The sequence below is a fragment of the Priestia sp. P1_B12_1 genome, assembly GCF_056406695.1.
The window spans coordinates 1-22,134 of the sequence record NZ_JBFTZR010000006.1 but is presented as its reverse complement, the minus strand read 5'-3'; the positions used below and the strand labels follow the sequence as shown (position 1 = coordinate 22,134).

The following is a 22,134-nucleotide window of genomic DNA, read 5'->3' as shown; positions in this document are numbered from 1 at the left end:
CACAATGAAACACGAAGATAAAAAAAGTCATCACCATACCGGAAGCTGCTGCAGTGGCCCTTCTTCATCAGAAATTGAGAACAGCCCCTGCTGCTCCTCTTCTTCAGAAGCCGCACCTACTGAAGAACCTTCTTCCTGTAGTACAAAGAGTCACACACACAGTCACAGCTGCTGTTCAGATACAAGTGCGTTAACGACCGATAAAAGCCAGCATTCTTGCTGCAGCGATCACGATATAGCAACAGGCAGTGACATAGAAGAAACGGCTGAATACCGCGTATATGGAATGGATTGCCCTTCCTGCGCCGCGACGATTGAAAAAAGTTTAAAAACATTAAACGATATTCAACATGTAACCCTCAACTATAATACAGGGAAGCTCCAGGTAGCGGCTGCAAGTGAGTCAGCTTTGTCACTCATTCCAAGCTCAGTAGAAAAACTAGGGTTTAACATTGAGGCTATCCAATCAAATAAAAAAATGAAAACGTATTTGATTGAAGGAATGGACTGCGCGGCTTGTGCGAACACAATTGTGAATCATTTAAAAACAGTTCCTGCTGTCAAAGATGTACGCGTTAACTTTTCAACGGGAAAAGCACAAATTGAGCACGATAACGAAGCGGAGGACATTATTAAAGAAGTATCTAAAGCTGGGTATACTGCTACTTTAGTAACCAGCAGCAGGCAGTCTGCTGAGTCGCGGCACCATAAAGGGCAAAATGGACCGATTGTTTTTTCGGGTATTTTCATCGCATTAGGTTTTATCGGTTCTCATACAGGAGTTGCTTCTTATATGACAACTGTACTCTACGCTATTGCCATGATTGTCAGCGGATATAAGCCGGCTAAAAGTGCTTATTACGGAATTAAAAGCCGTTCTTTAGACATGAATGTTTTAATGACCGTTGCAGCACTTGGAGCAGCTGTTATTGGGGAATGGCTTGAAGGTGCTACGGTCGTTTGGCTATTTGCTTTAGGTGTTGCTCTGCAAACAAGGTCGATTGAACAAACAAGAAACTCGATACGAGGTTTGATGGACTTAGCTCCTTCTGAAGCATGGGTGAAAGAAAACGGCCAGCTGATTAAAAAAGCAGCGGAAGATATTTCAATCGGCACTACGATTGTCGTAAAGCCAGGAGACCGAATTCCGCTAGATGGTGAAATTATAAACGGCGAATCCAGTATCAACCAAGCTCCTATTACAGGCGAATCTATTCCAGTTGATAAAGTAATCGGTGATGCTGTTTATGCAGGCACCATTAACGAAAGCGGATCGTTAGAAATTAAGGTAACAAAGCTAGTGGAAGATACGACGATTTCTAAAATTATTCATTTAGTGGAAGAAGCACAGGAGAAAAAAGCGCCTACTCAAGCATTTGTTGATAAATTTGCAACCATTTACACGCCTATCGTCTTTATTTTAGCTTTATTCATTATGGTCATCCCTCCCCTTTTTGATGGTGCATGGAGTGACTGGTTTTACAAGGGGCTTGAATTATTAGTTGTGGCTTGTCCATGTGCGCTAGTCATTTCTACTCCCGTCGCCATTGTATCTGCGATTGGAAACGCGGCGAAAAATGGCGTGCTCATTAAAGGCGGGACGTTTTTAGAAAAAGCTGGTGCAATCAATGCAATTGCTTTTGATAAAACAGGAACGCTGACAGAAGGCAAACCAGCTGTTTCAGAGGTCGTTTCCCTTGCTGCTGAAGAAAATCAGCTTTTAGCGATAACAAAAACGCTTGAAGACTATTCGAATCACCCCATTGCCCGTGCTATCGTGGATTATGCAGAGGAGAAAAAAGTCGGTTCTTTACAAGGATCAAATTTTAAAATCCTTACAGGAAAAGGCGTGCAGGCAACAATTCAAGAAACGGTTTATTACGCAGGTAATGCAAAATTATTCTCAGATTTAGAAACACCTCTATCCCACTGCTGGTCTCATATTGAAAAGCTTCAAAACGAAGGTAAAACGATTATTATTGTCGGAACAGCTAAAAGTGTTCTAGGTATTATTAGCGTAGCTGATACCATCAGACATACAACCGTATCTGCTTTAGAAAGCCTCAAACAAAACGGTATGCAGCAAATTGTGATGTTGACTGGTGATAACGAAGGAACAGCTAAAATGATTGCTTCTCAGTCTCGGATAGACCGCTATTTCGCCGATTTGCTGCCTGAAGACAAAGTGAAAGCCATACAGCAGCTTCAACATGAAGGGTATCAAACGGCTATGGTTGGAGATGGAATTAATGACGCCCCTGCCCTCGCAACTGCTGATCTCGGCATTGCAATGGGCGGTGCTGGTACTGATACGGCCATGGAAACAGCTGATATTGTTCTCATGGCAGACAATTTAGAAAAGCTTCCTCATACGATGAAGCTAAGCCGCAAAGCATTAGCTGTCATCAAACAAAACATTTGGTTTTCTATTATCGTTAAAGTCATCGCCTTAGCCTTTATCTTCCCAGGGTGGCTTACTCTATGGATTGCCGTCTTAAGCGATACAGGAGCAGCGCTACTTGTTATTTTAAACAGTCTTCGCTTACTCAAAATGAAAAATTAAATGTAATCCATAAGCTTTCCAGCAGGCGTTGGAAAGCTTATTTTCTAGGAGGGTTTACGTGAATAACCGCTGGAATCAATTTATTTATAAGTGTTGGGCTCCTTTTTATGATGCGTTTTTTAATAACGGGATGTTTTATCGAGCCAGAAAAAAAGTCTTTCAAGACGTCCACTTTTCATCTGAACAGCGCATTTTATTTGTAGGTGTTGGAACGGGTGCAGATTTAGCTTTTATTCCTCATGAAGTAAATGTAACAGCCATCGACTATTCCAGTGAAATGCTTCAAAAAGCAAAAGATAAATACAAAAATCCATCTATAACCTTCCACCAAATGGACGCTCAGCAGCTAACATTCGACTCTTTTTCGTTTGATGTAGTTGTAGCAAGCTTAATTCTTAGCGTAGTACCTGATGCGGAGCAAGCTTTAAAAGAAATGACAAGAGTAGTAAAGCCTAAGGGAACTATCCTGATTTTTGATAAATTTGAAACTAAAAAGAAATCAGCGGCTTTTCCTAAAAAAATATTCCGCCCTTTCGTAAAATTACTAGGAACGGATATTGGACTCTCTTTTGAACATGTGTTTGAAGCAAGCCGAGATCAGCTTATCTTGAAGGAGAATTCAAGCGTCATGTTGAAAGGTATGTATCGGAAAATTATTTTGCAGAAAGTTGATGAATGACTTCAAAGACGAATGACGCCTGTTTAACATGATAGGTCTACATATTATTGTCTAGCTTTAATTGACGAAAGGATGAACATTTTGATGATAAAATCAAAGGTCATAACAGTTGTTCTTGCAGCAAGCATGGTCTCCGGCTGCGGAAACGAAAGTAAAGAAAGTTCAGGCGGCAAACGTACAGAAGCAACACAACATAAAGAACATCAGCAGCACACATCAGGTGATAAGCGAGAAGAAACAAAAAATAGTGAAACTCTTCCCTCTTTTCTAAGTGACAAGCCCGAAGACATGCAGCTTATTTATGCAGCCGCTGCTAAGCATCAAACCTTACTAGAAAACATTCCTTGCTACTGCGGATGTGGAACAGAAGCTAATCATCAAAACAACTACGACTGTTTTATCTTCGAAAACAAAGAAAACGGGGCAGTGACGTGGGATGATCACGGAACAAAATGCGGCGTCTGTTTAGAAATAGCGGCTCAAGCTGTAGTAGACTACAGCAAAGGCAAAAGCATCGAAGACATTCGCCAAGAAATCGATGATAAATATAAGGAAGGCTATGCCCCGCCTACTCCTACGCTCCAGGTATGATGCCTCAGTATAAAATAAAAATTAGTAAAAGACTTTGATTTCTTTATTCAAAGTCTTTTTTGTCATTTTACTATTGGTTGATAAAATCTCGGTTGACCTCACCTTTTTAAATCCTTGTAAAACGCCATAATGTAAAAATAACACATTTGGACGTTTATTTACTGAATCCTCAGGGAATATGCTTTCTAACACCCAAATATAACCATGAGAGGAGAAAAAAACTATGAGTAATTCTGTAGAAACAAATCATTCAGCAAAAGTTGAAGGAGCAATTAATTCTATGAGCGAGGAGAAAAAAGAGGATATTCTCTCTAGCTTCGAAGGATTTAAAAGTTATCTAGGGGACAAGGTCTCAAAAGGCGAAAAGTTAGGGATGAATGAAGAGCAGCTGGCTAAAACAGCTCAAAAAGTAGCTGATTACCTTGCTAAGCATGAAGAGCCGCGCAATCGAGAGGAAAACCTGCTTCACGAACTGTGGAAGGTTGGAGACAAAGAACAGCAGCATCATCTTGCCCATATGCTTGTAAGATTAGTTCAATAAATAAAAAAGATGACACGGCAGCGTGTCATCTTTTTTATTTACAGATATTAAACAGCTGGAATGATAATTTGCTGACCAATTTGTAAGTTTGCAGGATCTACGCCAGGATTTGCATCCTGCAGCTGCTGAACGGTCATGCTATATTTTTTCGCAATGCTATAAAACGTATCTCCTGCTTGTACAGTATACGTAGTGACAGGAAGAACAATTTGCTGACCAATTTGCAGTTTTGCAGGATCTACGCCAGGATTTGCATCCTGCAGCTGCTGAACGGTGATATTATACTTCTTTGCAATGCTATAAAATGTATCTCCAGATTGAATGGTATAGAATGTAACTCCATTAGAAGGTAAGTTTAAATACTTAGCAATTCCACGCGCGTGTGCTTCGCCCACTTCTCGAAGAAACGTCGCGTTTTTTAATTTTTCAGCATCGGCTGTCGTATCGATAAACAAGTTTTCTGATAAAACAGCTGGCATATTTGTTTCACGCAGTACAGCGTAATTAGCCGTTTTTAAGCCGCGATCTGCAATCGTCCCAAATTTGCGCATGGTTGGTAAAATCTCCGTGTGCAGCTCTTTTTGTAAAAGAGAAGATTGACTTCCCTCTTGTGATGGATACCGATACGTTTCAAATCCAGTACCTTCTCCAGCATTAATGTGCATAGAAACAAAAATATCCGCTCCCCATGCATTAGCCCGGTTCGCTCGATCTGATAATGAAACAAACACATCGGTTGAACGGGTTACTTGAACATCTACGGAATAGTTATGCTCTAAATACGCCCGCGCGTGTAGTACAAGCTGCAGCGTGATATCTTTTTCACGCAAATTATTTCCTAAAGCGCCTGAATCTGTACCGCCGTGTCCTGCATCTAGCCATACTTTTTTCATGTGAACCTTTCCTTTCAATCATAATATGAAAGAACTTGTGATTAACACCGGCTTTGCCTGATGTGTTATCTCTCATTCTATATATATATGTGATTGGACAAGAAGGGTTCGTCCCCTTAAAACATTCAAAAAAACTCACACAAGAAAGCAGGATTTCGCTAGGTATTCTCCGCTGTTTTAAAGCACAAAATAAAGACGGATAAATGAGCTAGCGTGAATCTCATTACACCGCTGTTGATTTCCGTGCAAGAATTCGCTTTCCGCAAGAGCCTTCCCCTTGCCCTCCAATCACCAGCTAGAAGCAACTGCATACATGAAACCTGCTTTTACCATAGACATAAAAAAATCCGAACGAATTGGATTTATCGTTCGGATCTCCCTTTAACTAACTTATGTCAACGCCTTTTAATAGAGATAAAAAGCAGGTTCGCCGTCTTATCTTCTGCTATTTCTCACTAAAAGCGATTTTTAAGCCAATAAGCGTAAAGATAGAGCCTTGCACGAGATTAAGCCGCTTAGACAGCGCCGGAGATTTTCGCAAAAACTCCCCTACTTTCCCTGCAAATAGACTAATTAACGTAAAAATAATCAGCGCTTGAACTAAAAATACAGCTCCATAAACAAGCATTTGATGTGTGGGGTGTCCGGTTGAATGATCAACAAACTGAGGTAAAAGAGCAAGGAAAAAAAGCGAAACTTTTGGATTTAGCAGATTCATAATCACTCCTTTTTTATATAGCACCTTGTACTCAACCGCTTCTTTGTTTTCAACAGCGAGAGCGGAATCTTTTGCTGTAAACGTCTTATAAGCCAGATATAATAAATAAGCTGCTCCAGCGTATTTTACAATAGCAAACGCTAAAGCCGATTGATAGATAACAGCCGATAGACCCAATGTTGCTGCAGCTATATGACCAAGCAAGCCCGTACAAAGCCCTAATGAAGTCGAGATTCCTGCATATCTACCGTTTGATATGCTTTGTGCTAAAACAAATAAGTTATCAGGTCCAGGCATAACCGTAAGCAAAGCGGCTACGCCTAAAAAAGAAGTGATTGATACGATATCCATAAGTCGTTCTCCCCCTGCATGATTTTTCCAACCATTATAACATTTTTTACTATCTAGCATTCAAAAAAATAAAATTTATCCACAAAAGAAGAGGCTGACACATAACTAATTGGATACATAAGCTGGACTGCTTGTTACACCGCAGTTGATTTCCGTGCAAGGCTTCGCTTTCCGCGGGCGGCCAGTGAGCCTCCTCGTCGCTTGCGCTTCTGCGGGGTCTTACCTATTCCGCTTTTCCCGCAGGAGTCTTCACCTTGCCCTCCAATTAACTGCTAGAACCAACTATACACATAAAATCTATATTCAACATAACAACAAAAAAACACGAACTACCAATCAAAAAATAATTAATAGTTCGCATTTGACTTCAACTGAAATACTTTTGTCCCAGCCTCATTTTTACTACTTATTTAATTTGTTTTTCTATGATCTGCTCTTTAGCTGAGGCAGTCTGTGCTTCCGCTGCTTTCATTTCATTATTAACATGAATTGCTTCTTTTAAATACTCGGTTTTGTATCCGCTTTTAAGTGCCCAAGCATAAAAGAAAAGTGCAACGATTGCAATAAGACCCATATCCCAGCCGTATTTAATAATATTGAGTCCCCCGAATTTTTCACTTCCTATCCAAGAGATTGTCATCATACATAATAAGTAGACAATCATCCAAACGCCGGCTCGGAAGTTTTGACCAAAGCCTTTCCATTTTGATTTTGCTTGGTAATAAAAATAAATCGGTAACCCTATTAAAATAATAAATAATACCTGCCCAGTTAACGGCCATCTTGCCCAGTAAAGAGTAAGTGAAGCAAAGATGAAGCCAAGAGGCGCTATTACATTTAACCCTTTTATACGTAAAGGTCTATAAAGATCGGTCCCCGTTTTTCTTAACGTCATAGCTGTGATAGGACCAGTAAGATATGAAATTAACGTAGCTACAGAAATAATTTCGGCTAAAATTCCCCAGCCTCTAAATAAAAATAAAAAGATGAATGAGACAAATAGATTAAAAAACATGGCTTGACGAGGAACGCCGTAAAGCGGATGAACTCGTCCCAGTATATTCGGCAAGTATTTATTTTTTTCCATACCATAGATCATGCGTGACGTGGTAGCTGTATACGTGATACCTGTTCCTGATGGCGATACAAAAGCATCGGCATATAACACAATAACAAGCCAGTTAATATTTAACGCAATCGCTAGATCGGCAAACGGCGAATTAAAGTTAAGATGACTCCATCCTTTTACGATTTCTGAAGGATTTACCGCTCCAATAAACGCAATTTGAAGCAATACATAGATCACGGTTGCGATTAAAATTGAGCCTACTACTGCAATCGGAATAGAGCGACCTGGATTTTTTGCTTCTCCCGCCATATTAATAGGGCTTTGAAAACCGTTAAAAGCAAACACAATCCCAGACGTAGCAACAGCTGTCAAAACGCTTGCCCATCCATTTGGAGCAACGCCTCCCGCAGATGAAAAGTTTCCTCCGTGAAACCCTGCGAATAAAAGAGCACCAATTGTAAGCCCTGGAATTACAATCTTAAAAACGGTAATAAGTGAATTAGCTTTCGAAAATAAGCCTACGGTCCAGTAATTTAGAAGAAAATAAATGATTAATAGTCCTGTGGCAATAGCCAAGCCTTTTCCGGTAAGAATCCCGTTTTCTACTAAACTGCCTGTCCATTTCGCCCACTCCCACGGCCATGAACTCATATACTGAACAGAAGCAACGGCTTCAACAGGAATAACCGATACGATTGCAATCCAGTTTGCCCAAGCCGCAATAAAGCCAAGAAATGAGCCGTGTGAGTATTGCGTATATTTAACCATACCTCCTGCTTCTGGAAACATCGATCCTAGTTCACTGTAAGAAAGAGCTATAAATAAAATAACAACCATTCCAATAATCCAAGAAGCAATTGCTGCGGGGCCTGCAATTTGAGCAGCTCTCCATGCCCCAAACAGCCATCCTGATCCAATAATAGATCCAAGGCCGACCATCATGAGAGAAAACGTTCCCATTTTTCTATGTAAGTTATTCATGTATCTAACACCTTTCTTCTATATTTTTCTGAGAAGTGAGTTATTAAGCGCTTTCATTAAATTTAAAAAATAAAATTCATTTTGAACTTTAAAAATGCTGTTTAAAAGTACTAGCCGAAAGCTTTTCCATTCATTTACGCGTCCCCTTTCTTCATTTATTATTTGTTATTATATCATCATCAAGTTAAAAAGTACGCGTTTTGAATAAAAAATATTTTTATTTTTAGAATTTTGTGCGTTTTTTCAATTAAAAGTGCGCGATTTGAATACTAACATTCATAAGGGCTGCCTTTCCATTAAAGTGATAGACAAACGATCTTGTTGCAATAACCAGAAAAAAAGCAAGATAAAATGAATGCTTCATTTTATCCTGCTTTTTTAAGTTATTTCACAACAGCTAATACCGTTTCTTTAAAGCTGTTATAAACATACGACCAAAGAGCCGATTCTTCTTTATATCTTGTTCGTAACGAAGAAAAGACTTCTTTTTGCTTTTCTTCAAACGAAGGATCTTCTTTTGAAGGAAGCGTAGCACGAAGCTCATCGACAATTTGCTGAACTTCGGGAGCACGGGGGCCCCACTTCCCAAGTAGCGTCCCTTCATTATTAAAAATTAAAATAATCGGAATGGCACGTCCTCCGTTTGTTAAGTGGCGGTCAATTAATTCGGTGTCCGCATCTCGCAGTGCAACGCGCACATCGATACCGGCCGCTTCAGCTACTTTACGAATGATTGGGTTAATCATCATCGCATCTCCGCACCAATCTTCAGTAATCGCTAAGAAATGAAGCTTGTGAGCCTTTAATTTGTCAGCCAGTCCATCTTTAGGAAGCTGAAATTGTTCATAAACAGCTAAACTTTCCTCTTTTAATGTACTCATGTCGTTCATATATGTTTGAATTGATTTTCCTTCTTCAAAATACTGCTGTTCTGTTTTCATCAAAATCCCTCTTTCTTTTTTGTATACGAATAGATGAGATGTAAAAATTCGTTTTACTCTTTTCTATACGCACTACTAGTATAGCTTTTAAGCACAGTGAATCAAAATATAAAAGTCAGCGCGTTTTTTAGCCTGCGACAGGATTTACAAAACTTCGATTTAAAAACAGCACATTGAGATGTTATAAAAAAAGAGAATGGGGTACATGTACACTATCAATGTAACAAATTTTAAATCTTTGTGAATATTTGAGAATGTTTATTGTGTAACCGTCATCTTTTGATTATGATAATGATATGTTAGCTACTTGACTAAATATGGAGGATGAGGCAAATATGAATCAATCCCCGCATGAAAAGCGAAAAAAACGCAAACAGTTTGTAGAACGTTTAAGGCTAAAAGGAATCAAAATAGAGCTGACAAAACCGCGCTCTCACTTTTCTTCACTATCCTTACTAAAATCATAACTCGTAACCACCTTTTTCTAAAGCGGAACGGTATCGAATTTCAACTATCTATGCTAAGGCTTACATATCATTTCAAAAAGAACAGCTTCTAAGTGCTGTTCTTTTTTGATATTTTTTTATATTTCTGCCTCTGTCAAAAAAAATATAAACCTTTTTCTTTATTTCCTCCTTTTTCTACCTAGGGCTTTCCACTCCCTTTCATACGGTTTTCTCAAAATATATAGTTCTATAAATCCCTTAGATTACCACTATATTCAAGGTATATATAATATAAGTATATATTGTAAATTTATAACTCTTCCTATATAATCTTGTAGAAAACGTAAAAAAAAGGAGAAAATTGATGAAAAAACTGGGGGCAATACTATTATCATTTCTGCTGTTTGTTGGCGTATTTCCAACGTCTTCATTCGCAGCAGCGTCAACATTTGACGCAGATTTCAACAAGTATTTAAAATCGGTAAGCCAAACGCGAGGCTTTGAAGTAACCAAAGACGACGTTGAATATTCACTTTCACTGTATGACGATAGTCTTGAAAACTACGATACAATCGCAGATTTAGAAGAATTTTTAGGTGAACCAATTGCAGCTGACTTACATAACGTGCAAGATGTGTATGCAGATTTTGACTTAGACAAAACAAGCTTAAATGCGTTATTAAAAGAGAACGGCCAAAGCTTAGACGACTATGTATATCTAGATGATTTATACGAGGACGTTGGCTTCTATCTAGAGGGCGACGACTGGTATGAAGATGATGAGTCATATGACGAAGAAGACGCTTCTTACGATGATGAATTATTAAGCGAAGAAGATTTAAGCGGCTTACTATCGTTTATGCAGTCTGAATTAGGCTTAACTTCAGAAGAATTAAATCGAATTGAAGCACATTTTACATCGTTAGAAGATGAGCTTTCAAATGAAGCAACGCTTAACCGCTTAGATCAATTAGGCGAGCGCTTAGCGGCATTCGAAGATTTTGATACAGCAACAGAATTATCTGCTGATCAAATCGCTGAATTAATGTCTATTTATAAAGAAATGCTATCAATCTTCCATTTAGACGCTAAGTTTTCACTTGTACAAGGCGGAAATGAAAGACCGCTTTCTCTTACTGATTTAATCAACTTAGAAGAATTAAAAAATGCAAGTCTAAAAATTTCTCTTTATACAACAGACGGTAAATTTTTAGCAGACATGGTGATCACAGGCGATATGTTTAATTCTGATATCATCACAGACACAGGCAAAGAAGTGGAAAAATCTGCTGAAGCTGCAGCAAAACCAGCTCAAGCGCAAAAACCAGCAGTAGAAAAGAAACAAGAACCGGTAAAGAAACAAACGAATGGCGCTGTACAAAAAACCGTTAAAGGCGGAAAACTTCCGGAAACGGCTTCTAATTATGTAACAAATACATTAATTGGATTAGTGCTTGTAGCCGCTGGCTTTGTTCTTTTCCGCAAAGTGAGACGCGCATAAAATGGAACCAAGAAAAACAAGAAGAACAATCAATCGCAAAAAGCGGTTGATTGTTCTTTCCCTTTTAGCCGCCGTCATTTGCTTTGGTCTTTGGTTTACGACCACAAACGCCTATAAATTTGCAAGAGGCTATTTGGCATTTAAAACAATGGATACAGAAGAACCAGCCGCAGCTTCAGTTTCTAAAAGCAAGGATTCTTCAACAGCAGACTCTTCTGCTGAAGCTTCTTCTGTTGAAGCTAAAAAAACGGTACACTCTCGTACTGCTAGCCCGGAAAAAAAGCCGAAAGTGTCAAATGTGTCTTACCCGAAACAGCCGAAAATCGGTGATTTAATGGGAGAATTATATATCCCTAAATTAAACGCTAAGCTGCCGATTTATCACGGTACGAACGAAGATGAATTAGAAAAAGGCGTGGGTCATTTTGCAGGAAGTGTGCTGCCTGGTCAAAACGACAATTCTGTTCTATCAGGACATCGCGATACGGTTTTTCGTAAGCTTGGCGACGTGGGTGAAGGCGATTCGCTCGTGGTGAACACGGCAGCAGGCACCTTCACATACAAAGTGAACAAAGTACGAATCGTTGATGCGGATGACCGGACTGTTATTGTGCCGAAGCCTAGAGCCACTTTAACCGTCAGCACCTGTTATCCGTTTAATTACGTTGGTTCAGCACCTGAACGCTATATTTTAGTCGCTCACCTTGTGTCATCAACAACAAAATAAAAAAAGCTGTCCTTAAAAAGGCAGCTTTTTTTAATGAATAGATTTCATTAGTAAATCAAACCATATTTTCAGCGAAGTCGCCGTAATAACGATCGCTAAGATAACTTGCAGCGACGCTACCTTCGTCTTTTGCCCGACAAAAGCGCCGATTGGAGCTGCTAGTAAGCTTGCTCCAATAATCATAAGCGCCGGAAGCAAAAGGACTTGATGCGTCATTACTTTACCAAATGTTGTTCCCATAGACGAAATAAACGTCACGGCTAATGAGCTTGCAATCGTTACGCGCACAGGAATTTTTAACACGGTAATCATAATAGGAACAAGTAAAAATGCGCCCCCTGCTCCAACAATCCCCCCGCAAATTCCAACTAAAAACGCCAGAGCTGCTGCCAAAGGTTTTGAAAACGTCACTTCGAATGAATCGGCCGCTGGATTATTTTTTTTGGGCATAAACATTAATCCTGCAGCAATTGTTGCCATCACGCCGTAAATGAAATTGATCATTCCTTCTGAAAACGAGTTTGATAGCGTTGAACCAATGAGACTGCCAACTAAGACGCTGATACCCATATATAAAATTAACGGTTTATTCAAATAGCCGCCCTTTTTGTAAGCAAGAGCTCCTGAAACAGACGCAAACAGCGACTGCACGGCTCCTATACCAGCTACTTCGTGCGCGCTGAACGTTCCCACTCCTACAAGAGGCGGAACAAATAGCAGCAGCGGATACAAAACAACTGATCCTCCAATTCCAAGCATACCTGCTAAAAATGACCCGAAAAACCCGAGTGCAAATACCGTTATTAATAGTTGTACATCCATGTTTTTACCACCTGCTTTTATCAATCCAATATCATGTTTGTTAGAAAGTATGTATACTTACAACGCCTTATCTCTTCTTCCATTGTATCACTGTATATGCTTCTTTTCTGTAAAAATATTGATAAAAGTGCTTTCAATTATTAATTTTTTTAATCATTAAAATCCTATCGACTTTATGCGTTATTTACTTTTAGCCTAAACTTCCTCGTTCTCCCTTCTGTTACTTGTGGTAGAATAAAGAAAAACTAGATGTTAGAACTGCCTACACGTTACGCTTATCTCAGCAGGCCCATCATCACAGGAGGCTTTCGTATGTTTGAATACAAAATTGATGACGAAGTTAGTTTGCATTTGATTGAATCAACTGACGCTTTCCCCTTGCTTTCTCTTATTAACGAGTCAAGACCTTACCTAAAAGAATGGCTCCCATGGGTAGATAGCATGCAAAGTATTGCTGACTATGATGAACTCATCCCTGAATGGAGAGCTCAATATTATAATAACCAAGGATTCCAGGCCATCATTCGGTACTACGGAGAAATCGCCGGGATGATTGGTTTTCACGGAATTAATTGGGGAAACAAAAGTACAAGTCTCGGCTATTGGATTGGACATGATTTTCAAGGAAAAGGTATTATGACAAGAGCCGTACACGGATGCCTGAACTATGCATTTAATACGCTAAACCTTCACCGAGTCGAAATACGCTGCGGCGTTAATAACGAAAAAAGTAAAGCCATCCCTGCGCGCCTAGGTTTTACAGAAGAAGGCATTTGCAGAGAAGGTGAATACCTATATGATCACTACCATGACCTTGTGATTTATGGCATGTTGAAACACGAGTGGAAGCAAGCTCCTTATGCTCCTTGGCTTCTTTCTTAAAAGGCAGGATCATTTGGACAAGCTATCGTTTAAATAGGGTATAGTAAAAAGATTAAAAGAAGCTGGGACAACAATATGTGAGTTGAAGAGAAATCCAAACGAGGTTGATTCTTAATGAAGAATCAACCTCGTTCGGATTTTTTATTGTGATGGTGAACATAGGTTTCATTCTACCAGCTGTTGATTGGAGGGCGAGACGAAGACTCCTGCGGGAAAAGCGGAATAGATGAGACCCCGCAGGAGAAAAGCGACGAGGAGGCTCATCGGCCGCCCGCGGAAAGCGAAGTCTTGTACGGAAATCAACAGCGGTGTAACAAGCGGTTCAGCTCATGTATCCAATTTGTTCGCCTTTTGATTGGAGCGATTTCGTTATGTTTCAACCTATTTTTCAATTGAAATACTGAAGCTGTTCGCGGCGAAGCTTATCTTTTTGTTTGTCCGAAATTGAGTAGTCGTAGTTATAAATAGCTCCTTCCCAATCTCCATACATTGGATTTGGAAATACGATTAGCTTTTGGCCAAACGCTTCTTTTTGCTCCTCTACAAGCTTATTTCGATCAGTAATGGACTTTTTATCAAAGCCGCTAAAATCAGATAAGTTATCACCAAACAGCAGAACTACATTATGATTTGTCGCTACTTTTTGACGGCGCGTTTCTTTTCCTTCATCTTTTGGACCCGTTAATAGCACATGGTCTTTGGTTGCTTGAGGAATATGTAAATTCTTTAAGTTTTTAATTGTTGCCTCAAGCTGAGAAGTTGTACGGCCTGAAATATAGTAAATATCTACGCCTTTTTGCTCCGCATACGTCAAGAAATCAACAGCACCTGGTACTGCTTTCGCTTTTGCTGCTTGCACCCACTCATCCCACTTATAAGGAAATCCTTTGCCGCTTTTGATTGCTGATGCTTGAAATGGACTATTATCAAGCACAGTCTCATCTAAATCCAAAATAATGGCAGGCTTTTTATCGGTACTTTTTGCAAGCGCCTCATCTAAACGCAGCTTGCCCGTATTGTAACCTTGGTAATACAAAGCTTTCATTTCGCCGGATGTTTGATACCAAGCGTCCGCCATGATTTGCTGATCAGCTAGGTGTTGAGTGGGTTCTTTTTTCTCAGCAGACACTTCTTTTTCCTGCTGAGGGGCACATGCCGTCAGTGAAAAAGCAAGTACAGCCACCCCTGTCAACGCTGATAATTTCTTATTCATTTCGCATCCACTTCCATCTCTACATATTTTCATTCTAATAATGTTATATATTACCTTAAATGCACAGAAAATCAATATAAAGACGAATAATATTTTAAGTGTAAAGTTAAATAGTTCGTTTTAACTATTTTTTTCTCCCTTTTTTTAACCATTATCCAAATATTTGTTTATACATTTTCCGAAATCCGTTTTTCTCATTCTTTCTTTTTAATCTTTTTTTAGAAACATATCGATTTATCATTAATTTGCTCCAAAACAACTTAATAAATCTGAATTATCTAACTTTTTATCTTGTGTTAGATTCTCTCACAAAAGTGCTTTTTTTTGAAAAGATATATAGTAAAATAGATTTTGTGAATTAAAAGACGGTGTTTTCTATCGAAAGTATTGTATAAATATACAAAAGGGGATGGAGATATGAATCACGTAAAACAATGGGGATGGATTACCTTTGGCTGCTTATGCGTTGCCATCGGAATTCAATTTTTAACCGCTTCTAACCTCGTTATTGGCGGAACGGCAGGACTTGGCATCGTGCTGCAGCATTTAACCGGTATTTCATTTGGGGTATTGTTCTTTATTATCAATCTACCGTTTTATTTTATGGCTCTTACACAAATTGGACTGCAGTTTACGATAAAAAGCTTCATCAGCGTTAGCCTGATGTCAGTGATGTCCGATTTATTAGCTGCCAACTTTTCATTTGCGCTTCCGCATCCGCTTGTAGCCGCGGTTTTGGGCGGCATTATTGTCGGCATTGGACTAATCTTTTTGTTTCGCCACGGCTCTTCTCTTGGCGGCATCAACATGCTATGCGTGTTTCTTGATAAACGATTTGGCATTAATCCAGGTAAAACAATGCTTTTGACAGATGTGCTGATTGTAGGCTCTGCAACGGTGGTATTCGGCGTAGTTCAAGTTCTTTATTCGTTAATCGGTATCTTCATCATGACAGGACTGCTTGGACGCTATCACAAACGCTCGCCAATCGAACGAACTGGTGAACATATGGAAGAAGAAGCGAAACAACAAACGGCTTCAACCATGTAAAAAAACCGTGTGGGAATGATCCCGCACGGTTTTTACGCTTATTCTGCTACTTTTACAAGCTGTTTTCCTAAGTTTGCTCCTTCAAATAAACCAAGGAACGCTTCAGGTACATTTTCAAAACCTTCTACAACGTTTTCGCTGTACTTGATTTTCCCTTGCTGCACCCATTCGCCTAACTGCTTAATGCCTTCAGGGAATTTGTCTGCATAGTCGGCTACGATAAAGCCTTTCATTAACGCACTGTTAATTAATAAAGGTGTTTGAACACGTGGCCCAACGTCTTGTTTTTCTAAGTTATACAGTGAAATTTGGCCGCAAAGCGGAATGCGCGCAAATTTATTTAATAAGCTAACAACTGCATCTGAAATCTCTCCACCGACGTTTTCAAAGTAAACATCAACGCCATTAGGACACGCTTCTTTCAATGCTTCTTTTACATTTCCTTTTTTATAATTAATCACTTCATCAAATCCGAGCTCATCTTTTAAATAAGCAATTTTATCTTCAGAACCTGCGATGCCGACAACACGTGCGCCTTTAATTTTAGCGATTTGACCAACAACAGATCCAACAGCACCTGCTGCACCGGAAACGACTACTGTTTCGCCTTCTTTTGGCTGACCAATTTCAAGCAGTCCAAAGTAAGCTGTGAGACCAGGCATACCAAGAACCCCGATAGCCGTTGTAATTGGCGCTAGCTCTGGATCAACTTTCTGTAAGTTTTTTGCTTCTGCAGCTGAATAGCGTTTCCAAGGAAGCATACCCGTCACGATATCGCCTTCTTTAAAGCGATCTGATTTTGATTCCGTTACGCGTGCTACAATGCCGCCTGCAAGCGGTGCGTTTAGCTCAAATGGAGGAACATATGATTTTGTATCGTTCATGCGTCCTCTCATATACGGATCAACAGAAAGATACAGTGTTTGAACAAGTACCTCGCCTTCTTTTGCTGTAGGCATTTCAATTTTTTCGTATTTAAATGTATCTTTTGTTGGCATTCCTTTTGGGCGTTCTGCTAATAAAATTTGTTCATTCATCGATATCGCTCCTTTTTATTTCTCTGTTTTTTGTAAAATGTGCTAAACTTACCTTTGTTATTTTAAATTATATATTGTGCACAACGCAAAAAATATGATTGTGCAATAACACCGAAGGAGAAAAAGACATGGAGCTAATTCGCTGTAAAGAAAATGTTGTTAAAAAACTAAACGAGTTTGTTGAAGTAACTCCCCCCGTTATTTTGTTTAAAAAAGGTAATATGTATCCGATTAAAATGGATATCAACTATAATTGGATTGCCACGGATGAACAAGGTCATGAGCATATTGTTGCTTCAAACACAAAGAATGTGCAGGACGACTACTGGTTTAGCTACCATTTTGACTTATATTAAGGAGTTTCCCGGATTTACTCTTCATAAACGTTATATAAATAAAGTGTTGCATCAGTAAAAAAACAGCGCCAGAATTATGGCGCTGTTTTTATGTAGTAATCGCAATTGCACGGGTAGTCGTTTGAACGGTCACCCCAGTTGAAGACCGGATAAAAAATTCCATTCTGATTGAGTACGTGTACGTACCAATTGATGTTACTGTATCTACCCACGTAAAAGAAAGAGCGTTTTGCTGAGTAAATGATAGTGTTAAAACGGCTGCAGCTCCCTGCTGTAAATTCTGTGAAAACAAAAGCTGAGAATTTCTATATACTTTAAGTGTTACCCCGTATTGATAACTAGTTAATCCAAGAGGAATGTTTGCTTCAATTGTAGCAAACCCATCTATTTTCATCTTCTGATTGTTTTTTTTCGTCTCAGCATTTACAGTTAAAATGCTTGTTTCAGAGCCGTAAGTCAACGACTGTACGCTTTGAGACTGCGATGAAAATATATTCAGCTGGCTTTGAATCACGTCTCCCATTACTTTCCCTCCTCTTAGTTATATAAATTATAGGGTAATAAAGTATATACTTACCTTTAAATTTACATGACTAGGAGTTCAAAGACCTCCATCAACCAGCTTGCTTAAACTATTCCTTAATTCACAAAAGCTGTCTCCTGTAATGTTCCATTTTCTGCATCGATATCTACTTAAGATTATGTTACAATCACGGTAAAGAAATTTATGATTGATAGAATAAAAGCTAGAGCTTGAAAAATTCGAGGTGGATTATGCAAGGTAAAGTTGTATATAAAGAAGGATTTTCAGTGATAGGCATAGCAAAAAACGGAGAGTATCAAAAAGAGAATCTTTTGAAGCAAATACTTAAAGAAAAAGAAATGATTAGCTCTTCAAAAGAACCTCATATGGTTACAGGCATTTGCATGGCTCCGAAAAAAGAAAATTATTTTTATATTGCAGGGACAGAAGTGGCTGATACGGCTTTTATTCCAAACGGTATGAGCGTTCATACGTTTCCTTCGTTTACATACCTGCAGTTTAAACACAGAGGTCCCATTGCATCGCTCGGGTCGACGTACAACAGCATCTGGAATGAATGGCTGCCGAACTCTCCTTACAGCATGATTGAAGGTCCTGCTCTTGAAATTGTAAATACAGCTATACACAGTAATTTATATAGTGATACATATGAAATGGATATTTATATTCCCATAAAGCTGGGACAATAAAAAAGGTGAACTTATGTTCACCTTTTCCTATTTTTGCAGCTGTTTATATAAATGATAAAGAGTAAAAACGCACTCTGGATGACGCTCTTTATGGTTAAAAAAGCCGTGGGGAAACATGATTGAAAGATTCCCTTTTTCAATTCCGGTCACATACTTGTTTTCCATAAGCGGATATTCTTTCACAACCCAGCGCGCTTCGTCAATAGTAGACGTAACCACCTCACCAAAGTATACGCCCATACACTCTTCGAATTCTTCTTTTGTCATCGAAAAATAGTCAAAGCAATTGCTGTCTTCTAGATCATAGTAAAGAAGCTCTAATATTTTCAAACTTTCATCTGTAAAATCAACGGTGAATTCATCTACCGCTTTGCTTATTTCATGAATGTGATTCATGCACTGTTCGCGCACTTGATGATAGTAATAGCTAGCTTCAAACTGATGTTCAGACGTCACTAACGATTCTCCGTATGATGCTGTTAAATCATGATGCTTGCTCATGCTGACACCTCCACGCTAAGCTTATGGAGCAAGTATAACATTAACCAAGCAGCTATTGAGCATCTTCCATTAACAACCTATCCGTGGCAATATTAGGTTCACTTTTTGCTCATTATTCTGCCGTATACAAATCCTCCGCTGACAAGAAGAATACCGCTAATTAATACGCTGCTTAAAAAGGTTTGCGAATGCATCAAGTGATTATACATCATCCACACGCTCATTTCGTCATCTCCTTTTGGCTTTTTTAACTAGTATCCCCGATTTTCTTGGCGCACATGCCGGCGTTTTCACTGTTTTTTCATCAAGTTTCTATATAGTTAAAGCCGTGAAGCCAACTATCTTTTTTCATCGTTTTACTCCTTAAAAAGCCTGCTTATGACTCTGAAGCAGGCTTTTTTTATATGGTGAAACAAGTAATTAAGCCGTCTATCCCCACTAATTGTGCATAGTAAGGTATAATTAAAGATAGTTTCACTTTTCTAAAGTGAGAAATACATAGGAAACATCAAAGGAGACATGCAAATGACAGAACTCGAAAAAGCGAAAATTCAGCACCGAAAGCTGTCCAAGGGACAGGTATTTGGAAGGGCCATCGCTATTGCGATTGGTGCCCTGCTCATGGCCACAGGACTTGAGATTTTCCTTGTTCCAAACCACGTTGTCGACGGAGGAATTACCGGTATTTCCATCATGCTTTCGCATATTACCGGGGTAAATCTAGGAATCTTTCTTTTTGTACTAAATCTTCCGTTTGTATTTATCGGGTACAAGCAAATGGGAAAAACATTTGCCATTTCCACTATTTTTGGCATACTGGTTGTATCCATCTTAACTTCTATGTTTCATGAAGTCCCCGCGTTTACCGCAGACGTTCTTCTTGCTACCGTTTTTGGAGGGATTATTCTCGGAATTGGAATTGGACTCGTAATTCGCTACGGCGGAGCGCTTGACGGCACGGAGATACTTGCCATTTTAATCAGTAAAAAAATTCCGTTTTCCGTGGGAGAAATTGTGATGTTTTTCAACTTCTTCATTTTAGGAGCAGCGGGATTTGTGTTCACTTGGGACCGCGCCATGTATTCCATCCTTGCGTACATCATTGCAGCTAAAGCCATTGATACGGTTGTAGAAGGATTGGAAGAATCAAAATCAGCTTGGATTATTAGTGATCATTCTGATGACATCGGCGATGCGATTAATGCGCGTCTAGGTCGAGGCGTTACCTATTTGCACGGTGAAGGTGCTTATACGGGCGATGATAAAAAAGTGATTTTCTGCATCATTACGCGCCTTGAAGAATCAAAGCTAAAAACCATTGTTGAAGATTTTGACCCTACTGCCTTTTTAGCCGTTGCAGATATTACCGAAGTCCGCGGAGGACGCTTTAAAAAACGAAACATTCACTAAAAAAACGCGCAGAAAGCACCATGCTTTCTGCGCGTTTTTTATATAAGAGATACTTTTTGAACCCGCTTAAACCATTCATAACAAAGAAGCACAATTAAACATAAGTCGATTAAATCGCCTCCGTAATACATCAGCATAGCCCCTTGCTGCGCCCCTTCCGCCGAGACGTGCATAGGCGGGTGAGCATACACATATTTTGATAAAATACCGTGAGCGGCAAGAGCAACAACCAATACGGACGCTCGGTGCGTAAAAGTTTTTTGGTGCGGCGAAGGATCGATTGAAATCATCGATACGGTGAATAAATAGCCGGCTAAAAACACGTGAATATGTACAGCGACATGCACGAAAAAAGAGTGATGCATCATGCCATACAGACTTGTTGTATAAAGAATCCAAAGTCCTCCTACGTTAAGAACAGAAGCTGTCACTGGACTGCTGATGAACCGAACAAACCGTCCTTTTAAAAGTTTTGACACTTTTCTGGCTGCATGAACCGGAAGCGTGCGAAGCAGCAGCGTAAGAGGTGCTCCTAACGCCATTAAAAGCGGAGCTAGCATACCTAAAAGCAAATGCCCCGTCATATGCGCAGTAAAGTCCATATGAGCACGGGCTGCGAGCGGTCCGGCTACAGAAAATATGGCGCATAAAATACCAAGTGTCCAGCTGGACGTCCTATATAATGACCATTTTCTATACGTTGCATTCGAAGAAGCTACAGCCCACATGTATAAAAAAAAGGCAGCGACAAAAGGCAGGGCTAATAAAAGCTGAGATAATACTTCATATTTAATCATGATGTGCACCTTGTTTACGTGTAAACCATGTTAACATGATGCCAATAAGCAGCATCAAACATGCAAGTACATTCCACGTAATGTCGTAAGGTGCGATCTTCACTCCGTACCGGATTTGATGAAGTCCCATAAGCTTGTGCTGCACGGTCCCGTCATAAAGCTGAAACGCCCCGGCTCCAAGCAATACTCCTCCTAGCCACCTTTTCACCCACCAGCCGCCTCGGCGCCTTAGATCTGCCACCATAAAAAGTGATGCAATTGTAGCGAACCAGCTGAACGCATGAAACAAACCGTCCGACACTAAACCAGCGGCCGTTGTGGATTTATCATAAAAATGATGCCAATGAAGCAGCTGATGAAACACTGCTTCATCAATAAAAGCAACTAACCCTACGCCAAACAAAAAGCCTGACCAGCTATTTCGAGTGCGATGAACCACGCGCTGATTTGCAGTTGCTTCGTGTTTCTTTTCCATATATATACCTCCCTGGCAGCTCTTTAAGTTTATATCGATTCTAATGAACGTATACCCTATTAAAGAGAAATGAATCTATAATATGGAAAAATAGGAGCTATATCCTAATATCGTTTTCACCATCTTTTCACCATAAAGGTATAGGATAGTATTTGCGAAGCCAATTAGCATATTTTTTTCATAGTTTTACTCCCTTTCTGAAGACCTGTTTCCCCAAAGCAGGTCTTTTTTATATCCCGTTTCTCTTTTCACCATTTTTTCACCATAAAGGTATAGGATAGTACTTGCGAAGCCAATTAGCATATTTTTTTCATAGTTTTACTCCTTTGTGAAGACCTGCTTTCCCAGAGCCAGAGC

The 22,134-nt window shown here is 39.5% G+C and carries 25 protein-coding genes; 13 read left to right on the top strand and 12 right to left on the bottom strand.

The genetic code is table 11. The annotated features are described in order from the left end of the window. The first annotated feature begins 4 nt into the window (after window positions 1-4). The 4 genes from AC1D0Y_RS19185 to AC1D0Y_RS19170 all read left to right on the top strand — a co-directional run bounded on the left by AC1D0Y_RS19185 (window position 5) and on the right by AC1D0Y_RS19170 (window position 4,374). Window positions 5-2,563, top strand: coding sequence for a heavy metal translocating P-type ATPase (locus AC1D0Y_RS19185; RefSeq protein ID WP_477707850.1), 2,559 nt, complete (start codon window positions 5-7; stop codon window positions 2,561-2,563). Window positions 2,564-2,621: 58 nt separating this feature from the next. Next, entirely contained in the window at window positions 2,622-3,242 is a 621-nt protein-coding gene (locus tag AC1D0Y_RS19180) for a class I SAM-dependent methyltransferase (protein ID WP_013083903.1), read from the top strand. Between the two features lie 84 nt (window positions 3,243-3,326). Next, the gene (locus AC1D0Y_RS19175; RefSeq protein WP_060746353.1) at window positions 3,327-3,833 is read left to right on the top strand and encodes a PCYCGC motif-containing (lipo)protein; all 507 of its coding nucleotides are present in this window, start codon (window positions 3,327-3,329) and stop codon (window positions 3,831-3,833) included. A 223-nt stretch (window positions 3,834-4,056) separates the two neighbouring features. After that, complete coding sequence (locus AC1D0Y_RS19170) at window positions 4,057-4,374, top strand: DUF3243 domain-containing protein (RefSeq protein ID WP_013083905.1); 318 nt, start codon at window positions 4,057-4,059, stop codon at window positions 4,372-4,374. A gap of 47 nt (window positions 4,375-4,421) precedes the next feature. Here the strand turns inward: AC1D0Y_RS19170 and AC1D0Y_RS19165 are convergent, their stop codons facing one another. The 4 genes from AC1D0Y_RS19165 to AC1D0Y_RS19150 form a co-directional block, all read right to left on the bottom strand. Further along, window positions 4,422-5,267, bottom strand: coding sequence for an N-acetylmuramoyl-L-alanine amidase family protein (locus AC1D0Y_RS19165; protein ID WP_060746354.1), 846 nt, complete (start codon window positions 5,265-5,267; stop codon window positions 4,422-4,424). 445 nt (window positions 5,268-5,712) lie between these two features. After that, complete coding sequence (locus AC1D0Y_RS19160; protein ID WP_060746355.1) at window positions 5,713-6,336, bottom strand: LysE family translocator; 624 nt, start codon at window positions 6,334-6,336, stop codon at window positions 5,713-5,715. A gap of 406 nt (window positions 6,337-6,742) precedes the next feature. Next, window positions 6,743-8,386 (bottom strand): APC family permease, encoded by a 1,644-nt coding sequence (locus AC1D0Y_RS19155; protein ID WP_060746356.1) that lies wholly within the window; start codon window positions 8,384-8,386, stop codon window positions 6,743-6,745. 383 nt (window positions 8,387-8,769) lie between these two features. Continuing rightward, window positions 8,770-9,327, bottom strand: a complete 558-nt coding sequence (locus tag AC1D0Y_RS19150) for a thioredoxin family protein (RefSeq protein WP_060746357.1) — start codon at window positions 9,325-9,327, stop codon at window positions 8,770-8,772. A 335-nt stretch (window positions 9,328-9,662) separates the two neighbouring features. Here AC1D0Y_RS19150 and AC1D0Y_RS19145 point away from each other — a divergent pair, with 335 nt between their 5' ends. The 3 genes from AC1D0Y_RS19145 (at window position 9,663) to AC1D0Y_RS19135 (ending at window position 12,001) form a co-directional block, all read left to right on the top strand. After that, window positions 9,663-9,794, top strand: coding sequence for a hypothetical protein (locus tag AC1D0Y_RS19145; protein ID WP_013057845.1), 132 nt, complete (start codon window positions 9,663-9,665; stop codon window positions 9,792-9,794). Between the two features lie 343 nt (window positions 9,795-10,137). Continuing rightward, window positions 10,138-11,274, top strand: coding sequence for a processed acidic surface protein (locus AC1D0Y_RS19140; RefSeq protein ID WP_060746358.1), 1,137 nt, complete (start codon window positions 10,138-10,140; stop codon window positions 11,272-11,274). 1 nt (window position 11,275) lies between these two features. Beyond that, window positions 11,276-12,001, top strand: coding sequence for a class D sortase (locus AC1D0Y_RS19135; RefSeq protein WP_028409236.1), 726 nt, complete (start codon window positions 11,276-11,278; stop codon window positions 11,999-12,001). Window positions 12,002-12,031: 30 nt separating this feature from the next. Here AC1D0Y_RS19135 and AC1D0Y_RS19130 read toward each other — a convergent pair whose 3' ends face one another. Continuing rightward, entirely contained in the window at window positions 12,032-12,823 is a 792-nt protein-coding gene (locus AC1D0Y_RS19130; protein ID WP_060746359.1) for a sulfite exporter TauE/SafE family protein, read from the bottom strand. Window positions 12,824-13,135: 312 nt separating this feature from the next. Here AC1D0Y_RS19130 and AC1D0Y_RS19125 point away from each other — a divergent pair, with 312 nt between their 5' ends. After that, window positions 13,136-13,705, top strand: coding sequence for a GNAT family N-acetyltransferase (locus AC1D0Y_RS19125; RefSeq protein ID WP_025751097.1), 570 nt, complete (start codon window positions 13,136-13,138; stop codon window positions 13,703-13,705). Between the two features lie 180 nt (window positions 13,706-13,885). Then, window positions 13,886-14,101 carry a hypothetical protein gene (locus AC1D0Y_RS19120; RefSeq protein ID WP_180232254.1) on the top strand — a complete coding sequence of 72 codons (216 nt, stop codon included), beginning with the start codon at window positions 13,886-13,888 and terminating at the stop codon, window positions 14,099-14,101. On the opposite strand, the gene AC1D0Y_RS19115 is transcribed toward AC1D0Y_RS19120, so the two are convergent. Further along, on the bottom strand, window positions 14,094-14,918 hold the full coding sequence (locus tag AC1D0Y_RS19115) for a 5'-nucleotidase, lipoprotein e(P4) family (RefSeq protein ID WP_060746360.1): 825 nt from the start codon (window positions 14,916-14,918) through the stop codon (window positions 14,094-14,096). The two genes, AC1D0Y_RS19120 and AC1D0Y_RS19115, sit on opposite strands and share 8 nt — an antisense overlap. A 417-nt stretch (window positions 14,919-15,335) precedes the next feature. Between AC1D0Y_RS19115 and AC1D0Y_RS19110 the strand changes: the two genes are divergently transcribed. Further along, window positions 15,336-15,968 carry a YitT family protein gene (locus AC1D0Y_RS19110; protein WP_028409239.1) on the top strand — a complete coding sequence of 211 codons (633 nt, stop codon included), beginning with the start codon at window positions 15,336-15,338 and terminating at the stop codon, window positions 15,966-15,968. Between the two features lie 38 nt (window positions 15,969-16,006). Here AC1D0Y_RS19110 and AC1D0Y_RS19105 read toward each other — a convergent pair whose 3' ends face one another. After that, on the bottom strand, window positions 16,007-17,005 hold the full coding sequence (locus AC1D0Y_RS19105) for an NADP-dependent oxidoreductase (RefSeq protein ID WP_028409240.1): 999 nt from the start codon (window positions 17,003-17,005) through the stop codon (window positions 16,007-16,009). Window positions 17,006-17,133: 128 nt separating this feature from the next. Here AC1D0Y_RS19105 and AC1D0Y_RS19100 point away from each other — a divergent pair, with 128 nt between their 5' ends. Further along, complete coding sequence (locus AC1D0Y_RS19100; RefSeq protein ID WP_013057853.1) at window positions 17,134-17,361, top strand: hypothetical protein; 228 nt, start codon at window positions 17,134-17,136, stop codon at window positions 17,359-17,361. A gap of 88 nt (window positions 17,362-17,449) precedes the next feature. Here AC1D0Y_RS19100 and AC1D0Y_RS19095 read toward each other — a convergent pair whose 3' ends face one another. Beyond that, complete coding sequence (locus AC1D0Y_RS19095) at window positions 17,450-17,884, bottom strand: hypothetical protein (RefSeq protein ID WP_060746361.1); 435 nt, start codon at window positions 17,882-17,884, stop codon at window positions 17,450-17,452. 251 nt (window positions 17,885-18,135) lie between these two features. On the opposite strand from AC1D0Y_RS19095, the gene AC1D0Y_RS19090 reads away from it, so the two are divergent. After that, window positions 18,136-18,594 carry a GyrI-like domain-containing protein gene (locus tag AC1D0Y_RS19090; protein WP_060746362.1) on the top strand — a complete coding sequence of 153 codons (459 nt, stop codon included), beginning with the start codon at window positions 18,136-18,138 and terminating at the stop codon, window positions 18,592-18,594. A 27-nt stretch (window positions 18,595-18,621) separates the two neighbouring features. On the opposite strand, the gene AC1D0Y_RS19085 is transcribed toward AC1D0Y_RS19090, so the two are convergent. Together AC1D0Y_RS19085 and AC1D0Y_RS19080 are read right to left on the bottom strand one after the other, a co-directional pair. Beyond that, window positions 18,622-19,095, bottom strand: coding sequence for a hypothetical protein (locus AC1D0Y_RS19085; protein ID WP_060746363.1), 474 nt, complete (start codon window positions 19,093-19,095; stop codon window positions 18,622-18,624). A gap of 98 nt (window positions 19,096-19,193) precedes the next feature. Next, window positions 19,194-19,319, bottom strand: a complete 126-nt coding sequence (locus tag AC1D0Y_RS19080; RefSeq protein ID WP_013057857.1) for a hypothetical protein — start codon at window positions 19,317-19,319, stop codon at window positions 19,194-19,196. A gap of 301 nt (window positions 19,320-19,620) precedes the next feature. Between AC1D0Y_RS19080 and AC1D0Y_RS19075 the strand changes: the two genes are divergently transcribed. Further along, complete coding sequence (locus AC1D0Y_RS19075; protein WP_060746364.1) at window positions 19,621-20,505, top strand: YitT family protein; 885 nt, start codon at window positions 19,621-19,623, stop codon at window positions 20,503-20,505. A gap of 38 nt (window positions 20,506-20,543) precedes the next feature. On the opposite strand, the gene AC1D0Y_RS19070 is transcribed toward AC1D0Y_RS19075, so the two are convergent. Then, entirely contained in the window at window positions 20,544-21,302 is a 759-nt protein-coding gene (locus tag AC1D0Y_RS19070; protein WP_060746365.1) for a cytochrome c oxidase assembly protein, read from the bottom strand. Continuing rightward, window positions 21,295-21,777, bottom strand: a complete 483-nt coding sequence (locus tag AC1D0Y_RS19065) for a DUF2243 domain-containing protein (protein WP_060746366.1) — start codon at window positions 21,775-21,777, stop codon at window positions 21,295-21,297. Before AC1D0Y_RS19065 ends, AC1D0Y_RS19070 begins: the two co-directional genes overlap by 8 nt. Between the last annotated feature and the right edge of the window lie 357 nt (window positions 21,778-22,134).

Coding starts and splice junctions, on each gene's coding strand:
- AC1D0Y_RS19110 (WP_028409239.1), top strand. CDS start 15,336: ATGAATCACGTAAAACAATGGGGATGGATTACCTTTGGCTGCTTATGC.
- AC1D0Y_RS19145 (WP_013057845.1), top strand. CDS start 9,663: ATGAATCAATCCCCGCATGAAAAGCGAAAAAAACGCAAACAGTTTGTA.
- AC1D0Y_RS19155 (WP_060746356.1), bottom strand. CDS start 8,386: ATGAATAACTTACATAGAAAAATGGGAACGTTTTCTCTCATGATGGTC.
- AC1D0Y_RS19070 (WP_060746365.1), bottom strand. CDS start 21,302: ATGATTAAATATGAAGTATTATCTCAGCTTTTATTAGCCCTGCCTTTT.
- AC1D0Y_RS19140 (WP_060746358.1), top strand. CDS start 10,138: ATGAAAAAACTGGGGGCAATACTATTATCATTTCTGCTGTTTGTTGGC.
- AC1D0Y_RS19100 (WP_013057853.1), top strand. CDS start 17,134: ATGGAGCTAATTCGCTGTAAAGAAAATGTTGTTAAAAAACTAAACGAG.
- AC1D0Y_RS19080 (WP_013057857.1), bottom strand. CDS start 19,319: ATGAGCGTGTGGATGATGTATAATCACTTGATGCATTCGCAAACCTTT.
- AC1D0Y_RS19090 (WP_060746362.1), top strand. CDS start 18,136: ATGCAAGGTAAAGTTGTATATAAAGAAGGATTTTCAGTGATAGGCATA.
- AC1D0Y_RS19105 (WP_028409240.1), bottom strand. CDS start 17,005: ATGAATGAACAAATTTTATTAGCAGAACGCCCAAAAGGAATGCCAACA.
- AC1D0Y_RS19185 (WP_477707850.1), top strand. CDS start 5: ATGAAACACGAAGATAAAAAAAGTCATCACCATACCGGAAGCTGCTGC.
- AC1D0Y_RS19160 (WP_060746355.1), bottom strand. CDS start 6,336: ATGGATATCGTATCAATCACTTCTTTTTTAGGCGTAGCCGCTTTGCTT.
- AC1D0Y_RS19125 (WP_025751097.1), top strand. CDS start 13,136: ATGTTTGAATACAAAATTGATGACGAAGTTAGTTTGCATTTGATTGAA.
- AC1D0Y_RS19150 (WP_060746357.1), bottom strand. CDS start 9,327: ATGAAAACAGAACAGCAGTATTTTGAAGAAGGAAAATCAATTCAAACA.
- AC1D0Y_RS19135 (WP_028409236.1), top strand. CDS start 11,276: ATGGAACCAAGAAAAACAAGAAGAACAATCAATCGCAAAAAGCGGTTG.
- AC1D0Y_RS19085 (WP_060746363.1), bottom strand. CDS start 19,095: ATGAGCAAGCATCATGATTTAACAGCATCATACGGAGAATCGTTAGTG.
- AC1D0Y_RS19130 (WP_060746359.1), bottom strand. CDS start 12,823: ATGGATGTACAACTATTAATAACGGTATTTGCACTCGGGTTTTTCGGG.
- AC1D0Y_RS19065 (WP_060746366.1), bottom strand. CDS start 21,777: ATGGAAAAGAAACACGAAGCAACTGCAAATCAGCGCGTGGTTCATCGC.
- AC1D0Y_RS19175 (WP_060746353.1), top strand. CDS start 3,327: ATGATAAAATCAAAGGTCATAACAGTTGTTCTTGCAGCAAGCATGGTC.
- AC1D0Y_RS19170 (WP_013083905.1), top strand. CDS start 4,057: ATGAGTAATTCTGTAGAAACAAATCATTCAGCAAAAGTTGAAGGAGCA.
- AC1D0Y_RS19075 (WP_060746364.1), top strand. CDS start 19,621: ATGACAGAACTCGAAAAAGCGAAAATTCAGCACCGAAAGCTGTCCAAG.
- AC1D0Y_RS19165 (WP_060746354.1), bottom strand. CDS start 5,267: ATGAAAAAAGTATGGCTAGATGCAGGACACGGCGGTACAGATTCAGGC.
- AC1D0Y_RS19095 (WP_060746361.1), bottom strand. CDS start 17,884: ATGGGAGACGTGATTCAAAGCCAGCTGAATATATTTTCATCGCAGTCT.
- AC1D0Y_RS19115 (WP_060746360.1), bottom strand. CDS start 14,918: ATGAATAAGAAATTATCAGCGTTGACAGGGGTGGCTGTACTTGCTTTT.